This is a genomic window from Clostridium sp. YIM B02551 (assembly GCF_022324735.1).
GTDB classification, from domain to species: domain Bacteria; phylum Bacillota; class Clostridia; order Clostridiales; family Clostridiaceae; genus Clostridium_T; species Clostridium_T paridis.
In genome coordinates, this window is record NZ_JAKGTF010000002.1 from 206,038 (window position 1) to 218,681 (window position 12,644).

General features: G+C 30.8%; 13 protein-coding genes. 3 read left to right on the top strand and 10 right to left on the bottom strand.

Features of this window, described 5'->3' with window-relative positions; translation table 11 throughout:
• The first annotated feature begins 22 nt into the window (after positions 1-22).
• Positions 23-961: an ornithine carbamoyltransferase gene (argF, locus tag L1S47_RS03665; RefSeq protein WP_238882151.1), complete on the top strand. Its 939-nt coding sequence runs from the start codon at positions 23-25 to the stop codon at positions 959-961.
• Between the two features lie 328 nt (positions 962-1,289).
• Positions 1,290-2,099 (top strand): collagen-like protein, encoded by an 810-nt coding sequence (locus L1S47_RS03670; protein WP_238882152.1) that lies wholly within the window; start codon positions 1,290-1,292, stop codon positions 2,097-2,099.
• A 223-nt stretch (positions 2,100-2,322) separates the two neighbouring features.
• On the opposite strand, the gene L1S47_RS03675 is transcribed toward L1S47_RS03670, so the two are convergent.
• Complete coding sequence (locus L1S47_RS03675; protein WP_238882153.1) at positions 2,323-3,363, bottom strand: nucleoid-associated protein; 1,041 nt, start codon at positions 3,361-3,363, stop codon at positions 2,323-2,325.
• Positions 3,364-3,504: 141 nt separating this feature from the next.
• Between L1S47_RS03675 and L1S47_RS03680 the strand changes: the two genes are divergently transcribed.
• Positions 3,505-4,059: a class IV adenylate cyclase gene (locus L1S47_RS03680; RefSeq protein WP_238882154.1), complete on the top strand. Its 555-nt coding sequence runs from the start codon at positions 3,505-3,507 to the stop codon at positions 4,057-4,059.
• A gap of 79 nt (positions 4,060-4,138) precedes the next feature.
• Here L1S47_RS03680 and L1S47_RS03685 read toward each other — a convergent pair whose 3' ends face one another.
• The 9 genes from L1S47_RS03685 to aroB form a co-directional block, all read right to left on the bottom strand.
• Entirely contained in the window at positions 4,139-4,972 is an 834-nt protein-coding gene (locus L1S47_RS03685) for a prephenate dehydrogenase (protein WP_238882155.1), read from the bottom strand.
• Between the two features lie 22 nt (positions 4,973-4,994).
• Complete coding sequence (gene aroF, locus L1S47_RS03690) at positions 4,995-6,008, bottom strand: 3-deoxy-7-phosphoheptulonate synthase (protein WP_238882156.1); 1,014 nt, start codon at positions 6,006-6,008, stop codon at positions 4,995-4,997.
• A 192-nt stretch (positions 6,009-6,200) separates the two neighbouring features.
• Complete coding sequence (gene aroQ / locus L1S47_RS03695) at positions 6,201-6,638, bottom strand: type II 3-dehydroquinate dehydratase (protein ID WP_238882157.1); 438 nt, start codon at positions 6,636-6,638, stop codon at positions 6,201-6,203.
• 104 nt (positions 6,639-6,742) lie between these two features.
• Entirely contained in the window at positions 6,743-7,249 is a 507-nt protein-coding gene (locus tag L1S47_RS03700) for a shikimate kinase (RefSeq protein WP_238882158.1), read from the bottom strand.
• 15 nt (positions 7,250-7,264) lie between these two features.
• Positions 7,265-8,074 carry a shikimate dehydrogenase gene (aroE, locus tag L1S47_RS03705; RefSeq protein WP_238882159.1) on the bottom strand — a complete coding sequence of 270 codons (810 nt, stop codon included), beginning with the start codon at positions 8,072-8,074 and terminating at the stop codon, positions 7,265-7,267.
• Positions 8,071-9,219, bottom strand: coding sequence for a prephenate dehydratase (gene pheA, locus L1S47_RS03710; RefSeq protein WP_238882160.1), 1,149 nt, complete (start codon positions 9,217-9,219; stop codon positions 8,071-8,073). Before pheA ends, aroE begins: the two co-directional genes overlap by 4 nt.
• A gap of 4 nt (positions 9,220-9,223) precedes the next feature.
• Positions 9,224-10,300 (bottom strand): chorismate synthase, encoded by a 1,077-nt coding sequence (gene aroC / locus L1S47_RS03715; RefSeq protein WP_238882161.1) that lies wholly within the window; start codon positions 10,298-10,300, stop codon positions 9,224-9,226.
• The gene (gene aroA / locus L1S47_RS03720; protein ID WP_238882162.1) at positions 10,278-11,558 is read right to left on the bottom strand and encodes a 3-phosphoshikimate 1-carboxyvinyltransferase; all 1,281 of its coding nucleotides are present in this window, start codon (positions 11,556-11,558) and stop codon (positions 10,278-10,280) included. Before aroA ends, aroC begins: the two co-directional genes overlap by 23 nt.
• Positions 11,559-11,573: 15 nt before the next feature.
• The gene (aroB, locus tag L1S47_RS03725; RefSeq protein WP_238882163.1) at positions 11,574-12,629 is read right to left on the bottom strand and encodes a 3-dehydroquinate synthase; all 1,056 of its coding nucleotides are present in this window, start codon (positions 12,627-12,629) and stop codon (positions 11,574-11,576) included.
• Positions 12,630-12,644 lie beyond the last annotated feature (15 nt).

Consider the following 12,644-nt stretch of genomic DNA (forward strand, 5'->3'; position numbering starts at 1 on the left):
AATATGACTTTGGGGGTTTATTATGAATAAAGATTTATTAAAGATGGATGATCTTACAAAAGAAGAAATTTTAGACATTCTTAACTTAGCAGATCAATTAAAATATGAGCATAAGCATAATATAGAACATCCTCATTTAAAGGGCAAGACTCTTGGAATGATATTTCAAAAATCCTCTACTAGAACTAGAGTTAGCTTTGAAGTTGGAATGTATCAACTTGGAGGAAATGCATTATTTTTAAGTTCAAGGGATTTACAAATAGGTCGTGGTGAGCCTGTAGAAGACACTGCAAGAGTGTTATCTAGATATTTAGATGGAATAATGATTAGAACCTATGACCAAGCTGAAGTTGAGGTACTTGCAAAACATTCATCCATTCCTATTATAAACGGTCTTACAGATGATGAACATCCGTGTCAAGTATTAGCAGATCTTATGACTATAAGAGAATTTAAAACATCTTTTGATGGCTTAAAACTTTGCTTCATAGGTGATGGAAATAATATGGCCAATTCTTTACTAGTTGGTGCATTAAAGCTCGGAATTAAGGTCTCAATAGCCTCTCCTAATGAATATACTATTAATGAAGCTTATGTAACTAAAGGAAATGAACTATCTGAATTAAATAATGCAGAATTTGTCTTAACTAATGACCCAAAAGAGGCAGCTAAGGACGCAGACGTAATTATTACTGATGTTTGGGCAAGTATGGGGCAGGAAGCTGAAACTGAAAAAAGAATCAAAGCTTTTAAAGGGTATCAAATAAACAAAGATTTAATGTCTTATGCAAAAGATGATGCTATTGTTCTTCATTGTCTTCCAGCTCATAGGGATGAAGAAATAACTTCTGAAATTCTAGAATCCCACTCTTCTGAGATATTTGAAGAGGCAGAAAATAGGCTTCATGCTCAAAAGGCCGTACTTGTAAAGCTACTTAAGAATACTAATAAATTTGATTAACATTTATAAAAGAGATGGACACTACCCATCTCTTTTATTATTTTATTCTTTAGGGACTTACAATATTTAAGTTTGTGGATAATATCGTAAGTTTGAATTATAATCTAAATATTTACTAGACTCCCCTAAAGAATAAAAAATAGAATTAGTCGCCTGCCAAATTTTCCTCACATGCGTTTGGAAAGGCAGATGCGAGAAAAAAATCGACGGCTCATAATCGCCTTAACGATTTTTTATTTACAATTATTATATCTTAAGGTACATATTTGAAACTTCTATACTACTATAATTAGTAGTATATTATTTTTTAAACAAGAGGTGTTTATAATTGAATAATGATAACGTAGATAATTATAATACTCAATTTGATTATCATGCTAATGGGGTTAATCCAACAAATGACACCTTTAACTATGGTGAGGCCAATAAAGATATATATAATCAATCAATTAATGCAAATATAAATCCAGTTGCAGGTTGCTATGGTCCACAATGTCCTATTATAGTTAATTGCCCTACTGGGCCAACTGGTCCTACTGGCGCTACTGGTGCTACTGGTCCTACTGGAGATATTGGTCCTACTGGAGCTACTGGCCCTACAGGTGATATTGGTCCTACTGGAGCTACAGGTCCTACTGGTGCTACTGGGGCCACTGGAGCTACTGGAGATATTGGTGCATATGGCTACTTTTACAGTACAACAAATCAAGCTGCTACAACAAATCAAGCTACTTCAACCAATCAAGCCTCTACAGCAAATCAAGCCTCTACAACCAATCAAGCCTCAACAACAAATAGCAGAATTTATAAGGTATTTGAAAATCAAGGCCCTTCTACTGATAACCTAACTTTAGATTCTACAAGAATAACTATAGCTGATCCTGGAGATTATGAAATAGTTTATTCTGCAAATGCCGTAAATGCTAATGATTCTGCTATTGAACTAACACTTAATGGAGTATCAGTTCCTGGAACTAGATTATACTGGCCAGATAACGAAGGTCAATTAGTAGGCAATGCAATAGTTACTGTTCCAGCAAATTCTGTTCTAAGATTACGAATTATTCCTTGTGTAAGAAGGTTTGCATTAGCTAGACAAGGAGTAACAGCTTATATTACTGTTATTAAATTATCCTAGTATTTCTCCATTGGCTCAAAAGTATGTTAATTATAAATAACTTTTGAGCCACTCCTTTCTATTCTTTGTTTTATAAACGGAATATTATTAAGACTACACTTATATTATCCACAGCTACTATACATTGAAAGAATTTTATACACATAATATTCTAACAAATTAAAAGAGAGCAAGATCATTAAGAATTATACCTTAAATATGATTTACTCTCTTTTTTATTGTATTACTTTTCTATATAATTCATAACATGTTTTATTACTAAATTAATGCTTCCATCACCATTTCTTATAATTTCAAATTTGGATGTATCATGATATGCTTCTTCATCTATATATAAATCTATTTCTTTATCTATCTTAAGTCTTACTCTCTTAAGTTTTTTCTCAACATATTGCTTATCAACTTGAACTTCTTCATTTAAACCTTGGGATGCTATATAATCGTCAAATGCTCTTTTTGCTTCTGGTTCTTCTCTAAAAAGTTCACTTGATAGCTCTTGTACATTAATACTCTCTTCCTCTTTAAGCTTAGCCTTTATACTTGTTCTAATTTTTTCTGCCTTATCTGCATCTTGCACTACATTATTTCTAGTCCAAGCTTCAGTTGCCTTGATAAATGCTTTAGTCATATCTCTTTCATTAGTTATAACTGTACATCCTAATAAACTATTTATAAAGTAGTTTGTCCCATACTCTTCTTCATCTTTATTTTTCTTTTGCTTATCAATTACCATTAAATTAAATTCTTGATCTTCCATTATAGGCTTTATAAATGCACACTTTTGTATTCTTTGAGATGAAGCTGGCAATCCTCCAAATTGCTGTACTATTCCTATTCCTATTTTATCATCCACAAAATCGATCTTATGTGTAAAGTTTTTCACATAATCCAGTTTCAAAATTCCTAATATTGGCCCTTGATCAGTGGAAAGTGTCACTACCATCAAGTCACAAGATGGTATATTACCATTACCCTTCATTATCGAGAATAGTTGCCTTGCTATTTCTTGAGATATCCCAACTAAATCATTGTTTGCACCCTTCAAGTATTCCTGTGAAAGTTCTTTAACTATGTTTCTCTCTGGATTGAATACTGCATACTTTAACTCTTCATCATTTAAAGCTCTCTCCACATGTCTATATATAAATTTATATACTTCATCCCCTAAATCTAATTTATATTGATTCAGAATCGGCTCATCTGAATTATTATCTAAAATATGAATTACTGCATCTAAAATATTTATATCATTAATATACTCCATAAAAGACCTCCTACTTAGAATGATTTATAATTTAAATTACATACCACCTTTTACTTCACATATTATATCATATTTACCTTTGTATTTTGATGATTTATAATAAATATAAACTTTTAGTAGTTTTATGGAAGGACTGATTTTATGAAAGAACTTGAAACTAGGATACTTGATATTGATTTAGATATCTTAAGAAATAACCTTATTAAAATTAATGCAGAAAAAGTTAAAGAAGAAAATCAAGTAAATAATATTTTTGATTATCCAGACAGAAGACTTTTAAATGAAAAAGGATATGCAAGAATAAGAATAGTAAATGATTTAATAAACAATAAAATTGTTAGTTATATGACAACAAAAAAAATGCTATCTCAAGAAAGATTTAAAGTTATGGAAGAAAATGAATGTATTATTGAGGATGGAGAAGTTGGTAAAAAGATTTTTTATTCTCTGGGTTTAGAATTAGTTCAAAGTATAAAAAAATATAGAGAAAGTTACAAATACAAAAATACTTTAATAGAGATAGATATTAATGATAAAAGTTTCTGTCCATTTCCTTATGTTGAGTTTGAAACTAGTTCCGAACAAGAATTAGATGAGGTTCTTGAGCTTTTAGGCTACTCCTTAGATGACACCACCTCTAAAACAATATATGAAATTTTAAGTGAAAGAAATATACAAACTGAAAAAGGGTTATAAAATTATTTTCTTATTAAAAATAAGGTATCCTACAAGAATAAATGTATGGATACCTTAAGTTATATTAATTATATTTTTACTATAGTTTTTCTCTTCTTATCCCTGATTCTTTAAATAGCTTAGTTAAGGATTCTCTATCCTCATTTATTATAGCATCCTTAATACTATTCAGTTGATCCTGAAAACTTTGTATACTTTGAAGTAAATTATCCTTATTTCCTAAAAAAAGTTCACTCCATAACCCTTCATTAATGTTGGCTATTCTAGTTAAATCTCTATAAGAATCTCCTATGAAAGCTCCTGTATCAAACTCTTCTTTATCACTATTAATTAATGCTACTGCTATAGCATGAGGAAGTTGTGAAGTAAATGATATAATTTTATCATGTTCTCTTGGAGTTATTCTTCTAACTCTACTAAATCCAATCTTCAAAACTAAGCTCTCAATTTTACTAAGGTTTTCTTCCTTATTTTTATTATGCGGAGTTAAAAGATAATTAGCCCCTTTAAATACCTCTTTTGAAGCAAAGTCTATTCCCTTTTTTTCTCTTCCAGCCATAGGATGTCCAAAAATAAAGTCTACTTCTTTTGGTATTATCCCTAAAGCTTCATTAATAAAGGTTTCCTTAATACCTGTAACATCGGTAATAATTGTTCCTCTTTTAAAGTTACCTTGGTTTTCTTTAAGAAAATTTAATATAGCGGATGGATATAATCCTATAATTACAAGATCACTTCTTCTTATGAAGTCACTGCCAGATGTACATCCATCTTTTATTATCCCTAACTTCTTCGCCTTATCTATGGTTTCTTTATTTACATCAACTCCATAAATCTCATGTTCCTGAAGTTCATTTAAAGCCATGGCAAAGGAGCCACCTATAACTCCTAATCCAACTATAGTTATTATCATATTTTTTACCTATAGCAATTTTTTAAAGCTCCCTTTCTTCTAATTCAATAAGAACTTTAACTTTTTTCATTAGATCATCAAATGCTTCAGGCTTTAATGATTGAGCACCATCACTTAATGCATTTACTGGATCATTATGAACTTCTATCATAAGTCCATCTGCACTTGCTACTACTGCTGCTTTAGCCATAGGTTCTACTAACCACCATTTTCCTCCTGCGTGAGAAGGGTCAATTATTATTGGTAAGTGAGTCAACTTTTTAATTACTGGAATCGCGCTTAAGTCTAATGTATTTCTTGTATATGTTTCAAAGGTTCTAATTCCTCTTTCACATAAAATAACATTTTCATTACCACCTGCCATAATGTACTCAGCCGACATAATCCATTCTTCAAAAGTAGCTGAGAGACCACGTTTTAAAAGAATTGTTTTTTTAGTTTTTCCTAATTGTTTTAATAAATCAAAGTTTTGCATATTTCTTGCACCAACTTGGATTACATCAACTTTTTCCTCAAAAACATCTATATAGTCTGTAGACATTATTTCAGTAACTATTGATAATCCAGTAGCTTCCTTAGCTTTTAATAATAAATTAAGACCTTCAAGCTCTAAGCCTTGGAAACTATATGGAGAAGTTCTTGGTTTAAAAGCTCCCCCTCTAAGAAAGTTAGCTCCTGATTCCTTAACTTTTTTAGCAACTTCAATTATTTGCTCTTCAGATTCAACTGAACAAGGACCAGCCATTACAGCAAAATTCTTGCCCCCTATCTTATTACCATTTACATCTATGATACTATTTTCAGGTTTAAATAATCTATTGGCCTTTTTGTAAGGCTCTTGTACTTTTAACACTTTTTCTACTCCGTCTATCGCCATAAGCTTATCTCCATCTATTATAGAGGTATCTCCTACTAATCCTATTACGCAGAATGATCCACCTCTTGAAAGATTGGCTTCTAACCCTAGTCCCTCTACTATTCCCATTACCTTTTTAATCTCATCATCTTTTGCCTTGTTATTCATGATAACTATCATTTCTACCATCCTCCTAAATTTTTAATTTTTTCTACTATAGGGTTTTTTATAGGAAACTTAACTTATCCTTGTTTGATATCAGACATGTATAAGTTATTAGTTGAACTTAAAACCCTATGTCCTGCTTTACTTTAGCTTAAAAATTAAACTTCCATAGTTTACAATTTTTAAACTTCCTACCATACTACAAAATTATTTATTTAAATGCTCTTTTAAAGCACTTAAAGCTAATACATATCCATACTCACCAAATCCTGAAATCTGTCCAACACATGCTGGAGCAGTGAAAGATTTATGCCTAAATTCTTCTCTTTTATGGATATTTGACAAATGCACCTCTACTGCTGGTATTGATACACTTTTTAATGCATCAAATAAAGCTATAGATGTATGTGTGTAAGCCCCCGGATTTATAACAATTCCGTGATACTTTTCTAAATATGCTTTCTGAATGAGGTTAATTAATTCTCCCTCAACATTATCTTGAAAAATATCAACTTCAAATCCTATTTTTTTACCTTCTTCTACCACATATGAACATATATCTTCATATGATTTTATTCCATATACATCTTTTTCTCTTATCCCAACAAAGTTGATATTGGGACCATTTAGAACCATTACTTTCATAGTTCCCTCCTAATATAGGTTTTTTATAGGACACTTAATTTATTCTTGTTTAAATAAATTATTAGCTGAACTTAAAACCCTGCATATTTCATATTATTGGTTACTCAAATTATATCACTTATTGCTATTTTAGAAACTATCTTTTCTGCTACTTCTTCTAATGAGCCTTTATTTATAATAGTTAATTCGGAATATTTTTTATATAAATCATATCGCTCTTCATAAAGCTCATATAATTTTCCTGTTCCCTCTTTTAATAGAGGTCTTGAATAAATATTAACATCACCAATTATATCCTCTATGTTTCTATCAATAAATATTATGATACTATTTTCTTTAAGGTACCCTATATTTTCACTACGCTTTATTACTCCTCCGCCAGTTGAGATTACTTTACTAGAGCATTTAGATAATTCCTTACACGCAGTAGTTTCCTTATCTCTAAAGAAAGTCTCACCTTCTTGAAACATATCTCTTATTGTTTGTCCTTGGATTTCTTCAATGTACTGGTCCATATCAACAAATCCATATTGAAGTTTTTCTGATACTAGCTTTCCTATGGTTGTCTTACCACATCCCGGCATTCCTATTAAAACTATATTCTTCCCCATAAATACTCCTCTAATTTAAAACACTTTTGAAAGCTTATTGTATATCTCATTACTTATATTTTCATCAATAACTCTTTCTTGCCATATCTCCTCAGCCTTAACGGCTTGATCTATTAGCATATACATACCATTTATAGTCTTAAGTTCAAGTTCTTTACCTAATTTTAATAACTTTGTTTCCTGAGGATTATATATAATATCTACAATAACTTCAAATTTACTTATTATTTCTTTATTTACAGGGGTTTCATTTACATTAGGATACATACCTACAGGTGTAGTATTTATTAACATATCTCCACTTATATTACTAAGCTCTTCATATGAAACCACAATAGTATCTGTATTATCATAATCCTTAATGCTTTCCTTGTTTCTAGAAACCATGTAAATCTTCTTAACTTTATTATCCTTAAGGCATTGAATTACTGACTTAGAAGCCCCTCCTGTGCCTAAAACCACAGCAATCTTATCTTTTAATATTACGCCTTCTCTCTTTAGCATATTTTGAAAGCCAAAGTAATCAGTATTATATCCGTAAGATTTTCCATCTTTAAATACTATTGTATTTACTGCATCAATATTTCTAGCCTCTTCTGATATAAAATCTAAATATTTCATTATTTCTTGCTTATATGGTATTGTAACATTTACTCCTGATATTCCTAATACATTTATTGCTTCTATAACTTTAGACAAATCTTCTTTTTTTATTTGAAATAATGCATAACTTCCATTTATATTTAAATTATTAAATATTTGTTCATGTATTTCAGGGGATAAAGAATGACCAAGCTTTTCGCCTAATAATCCATATAATTTCATAAGCTTACCCCCTTAAATGTACCTAGCAATCTATAATATGAACTATTTTTTTGTATCAAGGCTAAGGTATTATTTACAGAATTCTCTTCTATATTTCCTTGGAAATCTATATAGAAATAGTATTTCCAAGGTTCTTTCCCAACAGGTCTTGATTCTATTTTAACCATATTAAGCCCATTTCTATTAATATAACTTAACATATTAAATAGTGTTCCCACCTTGTTTTCAAGGGTAAATACTACTGAAATTCTGTCTTTTTCTTTTGAGTTTTCTATATTTTTCCCGATTATTATAAATCTAGTGTGATTACTTTCTTCATTATTTATATTTTCTTTTAGTATATCTAATCCATATATTGATGCTGCCCTTTTAGATGCAATAGCTGCTTTGGTACAATCATTTGTTTCACTTATTAGCTTTGCTGCAATCGCTGTGTTATTGTTAGGAATCTTCTTCCACTCAGAGTATTGCTTTAAAAAATTACTACTCTGCTGAAGTCCTTGAGGGTGAGAGTAAACCTCTTTTATTAAATCTATTCTAGCTCCCCTGCAGCCTAATAAATGTTGAGTAATAGAGATTGATTCTTCACCTACAATATAAAACCCATATTTTCTAAGTAGATCATAAACATCATTAACAGCACCAGTTGAGGAATTCTCTATAGGTAATACACCATAGTCTATTTCACCATTTTTTAACCCAATAAATACCCCTTCAAATTCTTCATAACTTTTTCTATTATGATTTTCACCAAAATATTTTAATAATGCCTCCTCAGAAAAGGATCCTTCAGTTCCACCATAACCAATCTTTAATTTATTAAGTTTTTCTGATGACTTACTTACTTCCGTGATCTCAATTTTATTGTTATTTTGAGAAAGGACTTTTTCACGTTGGTATTCCTTACTTACATCCATTAATGATTGAAGGAATTCTTCTACGTACTTTTTAAGCTCTTCTTGCTTTATGTGGTTTAAATTTTTCTCTATTACAAGTTTTTCTCTATCTTCTTGAAAAATAGGAAGATTATTTTCTTCTTTATATTTTGCTACATTTGCAACTAAAGCCATTCTTCTTTCAAATAAATCCATTAACTCCCTATCAATTTCATCTATCTTTCTTCTCCAACCTTCTAACCCATCCATTTTTTCACCTCAACATTAAGTCTAAAATTCCAAGAGCACTCACAGCTTCAATTACAACTACTGCTCTTGAAACAATGCAAGTATCATGTCTTCCTACTACTTGTAATTTATCTTCTTGTTTTTTATTTACATCTATAGTATCTTGAATTTTTATAATTGAAGATGTAGGTTTTACTGCAGCTCTAAATATTATAGGCATTCCATTTGAAATTCCTCCTAATATTCCACCGTTGTTATTTGTTTTGGTTTTTATTTCTTCACCATCATAATAATAACTGTCATTTGCTTTTGATCCCTTCATCTTTGTAATATCAAATCCAGCCCCAAATTCGATACCTTTTACTGCAGGTACAGAAAATACTAGGTGTGCTAATGTACTCTCTATTGAATCGAAAAATGGATCTCCAACACCAGCAGGAATGCCTGCTATTGCACATTCTACAACTCCGCCTAAGGAATCCCCTTCTTTCTTTGCTTGAAGAATCAATTCTCTCATTTTTTCACCTTGCTCATTATTTAATACTGATAAGTCTGAACCCTTTAATGAAGCTAATTGCTCTTTTGTAATTTTTAGCGGATTAAAACTATCATCTTCAATATTATTTATAGACTTCACATGAGCTCCAATATAAACCCCTTTTTCCTTCAATATTTGCTCTGCTATAGCTCCTGCAAAAACTAATGGAGCTGTTATTCTTCCTGAAAAGTGACCTCCACCCCTATAATCATTAAACCCTTGATATCTTATCTTAGCTGGATAGTCTGAATGTCCTGGCCTCATTAAATCCTTAAGCTTTGAATAATCTTGACTTCTAGTATCACTATTTCTTATTATCCCACAAAGCGGTGCCCCAGTAGTTCTTCCTTCAAAAACGCCACTTAAAATTTCTACCTTATCAGCCTCACTTCTTGCTGTAGAAATTTTGCTTCTTCCAGGTGCTCTTCTTTCCATCTTTTCATTTATTGCTTCCATATCTAAAAGCACACCAGATGGAAGTCCACTTATATTAATACCTATGGCATTTCCATGAGATTCTCCAAATATTGATATTTGAATTTTATTGCCCCAAACTCCACTCATTGATCTTTCCTCCTAAACACTTATAATCTCTCCAAAAACTTGGGTAGGATTTCTTTACACAACTTGGATTTTCAATTATTACTTTTTCTGTACAATAGGTAGCTGCAATCGCTAAACTCATAGCAATTCTATGATCATCCCATGAATGTACTACTCCACCATTTAAGCTAGCTACGCCCTCTACAAATAGGGAATCTTCTAGTTCTTTCACATTTGCACCTAGTTTATTCAATTCGGTAGATATAGCCTTTAATCTATCACATTCTTTGATTCTTAATCTTTCGGCATTAATTATATTTGTTGTTCCTTCAGTAACTGCGGCTAAAACTGTTAACACTGGTATTATATCCGGGCATTGAGACGCATCAATTACTGTATTTTTCTTATCTTTTGTTACTACTTTTATGCCTGCAGAATTATCTTCTATTTCTCCGCCCATTCTTTCGATAATATCTAATATTTCTTTGTCTCCTTGTAGAGAATTTACATTTAAATCTTTAATTAAAACATCACTGCCAATTGCATCTGCTACAAGGAAAAATGCAGCTTGAGAAAAATCCCCTTCTACTCTATAATCCTTAGCATTATAGCTTTGGTTACCTTTTATAATGAATTCTTTATAATCATTATTTATAATTTCTATTCCATAAAGCTCAAGCATGCTTAGAGTTAAATCAATGTATCCTTTTGATTCAAGCTTAGTTGTAATTGTTATTTTTGAATCTTCTTCTAATAAAGGAAGTGCAAATAATAATCCACTAATAAATTGAGAACTAATATCTCCTCTTACTTTAAATTCTTCACCCTTTAACTTTCCTTCAACATTCAAGTCAAGAACACCATTTTCATAATCATATTTAATTCCCTGTCTATCAAATATTTCATAGTAGGTATTTAATGGTCTTTTTCCTAAATTGCCTTTGCCAATAAAGTTGGTCTTTGCATTTTTTGCTAAAGCTATAGGAACCATAAATCTAAGGGTTGAACCTGATTCGTTACAATCAATTAATCTTACACTTTTGGTAAATGTATTTTTTCCATCAATTTCTAAGTAATCTTCGAAAACTTTTATTTCTGTTCCTAATGACTTCATTGCCTCAATAGTAGCTATAATATCTTCTGAGAATTCTATATTAGTTATTTTACTCTTCCCCTTACTTAAGGAGGCACAGATAACTGCTCTATGAGCCATACTTTTTGAAGGAGGTATTTTAACTTCCCCTTTTAACTTTCCTGGAGTAATAGTTAACTTATCCATAATATCCTCCTAAAATTATAGACTTGCGAAGAAGTCATCTTTTGTTTTGTAAATATAACTTTCTCCTATACCCTTTAGTAATATTAAGTTTAGGGCATTATTCAAAAATTTTTTATCAAGCTTTATTGCTTCAATTAATTGGTTCTTATTTTCACTTTCTAATGAATACGGTAATCTGTACTTTATTAACATTTCTTTAATTTCTTCTGAAACGTTGAAGTTAACTAAAGATTTTTTAGCTGCCACTTTCATTATTTCATACATTCCAATGGCTACACCTTCACCATGAGAATATTTTTCATAATTATAATATTGCTCTATAGCATGCCCTAGTGTATGCCCAAAATTTAAAAGCATTCTTTCTCCTGTATCTTTTTCATCCTCTTCAACTACTCTTCTCTTAATATCACAACAAGTAAATATAATAGATTCAATATTTTTCATGAGATCTTCTTCATCTTTAAGATTCTTTAATTTCTCAAAAAGCTCCTTATCTTTTATACAACCATACTTTATTACTTCTGCTAATCCATCTCTAAGAAATCTATCTGAAAGAGTATTTAAAACATCTGGGTCTATTACTACCATTCTAGGATGATAGAAACTCCCTACAAGATTTTTGCCTTTCTCTAAGTCAACTCCTACTTTACCTCCTACGCTAGAATCCACTTGTGCTAGAAGTGATGTTGGAACTTGTATAAAAGGAACCCCTCTTAAAAAAGTTGAAGCAACAAATCCTGCTAGATCTCCAATAACTCCGCCACCTAATGCTATGATTAAATCGCTTCTTGTTAATTTAAATTCTAGAAGATCATTATAAATACGTGGTAGAGTACTAAAAGATTTTGTCTTTTCCCCCGGTGGAAGTACTATTGATTCTACTTTGTATCCAGCTTCTTCTAGTGAAGTTTTTATATTTTCTCCATATATCCCATATACATTTTCATCTGAAATAATCGCTATTTTCTCAGCTTTTAAATCAGTTTTTATTAAACTTGATAGCCTATTTAATGCTCCTTTTTCAATATATATGGGATATGAATTTTCTCCTAGATTTACTTTTAAATTCAATGCAATCCCCCCTAA

Coding starts and splice junctions, on each gene's coding strand:
- aroF (WP_238882156.1), bottom strand. CDS start 6,008: ATGATAGTTATCATGAATAACAAGGCAAAAGATGATGAGATTAAAAAG.
- argF (WP_238882151.1), top strand. CDS start 23: ATGAATAAAGATTTATTAAAGATGGATGATCTTACAAAAGAAGAAATT.
- aroE (WP_238882159.1), bottom strand. CDS start 8,074: ATGAAATTATATGGATTATTAGGCGAAAAGCTTGGTCATTCTTTATCC.
- L1S47_RS03700 (WP_238882158.1), bottom strand. CDS start 7,249: ATGGGGAAGAATATAGTTTTAATAGGAATGCCGGGATGTGGTAAGACA.
- L1S47_RS03685 (WP_238882155.1), bottom strand. CDS start 4,972: ATGATAATAACTATAGTTGGATTAGGAGTTATAGGTGGCTCCTTTGCC.
- aroC (WP_238882161.1), bottom strand. CDS start 10,300: ATGAGTGGAGTTTGGGGCAATAAAATTCAAATATCAATATTTGGAGAA.
- aroQ (WP_238882157.1), bottom strand. CDS start 6,638: ATGAAAGTAATGGTTCTAAATGGTCCCAATATCAACTTTGTTGGGATA.
- pheA (WP_238882160.1), bottom strand. CDS start 9,219: ATGGATGGGTTAGAAGGTTGGAGAAGAAAGATAGATGAAATTGATAGG.
- L1S47_RS03675 (WP_238882153.1), bottom strand. CDS start 3,363: ATGGAGTATATTAATGATATAAATATTTTAGATGCAGTAATTCATATT.
- L1S47_RS03680 (WP_238882154.1), top strand. CDS start 3,505: ATGAAAGAACTTGAAACTAGGATACTTGATATTGATTTAGATATCTTA.
- aroA (WP_238882162.1), bottom strand. CDS start 11,558: ATGGATAAGTTAACTATTACTCCAGGAAAGTTAAAAGGGGAAGTTAAA.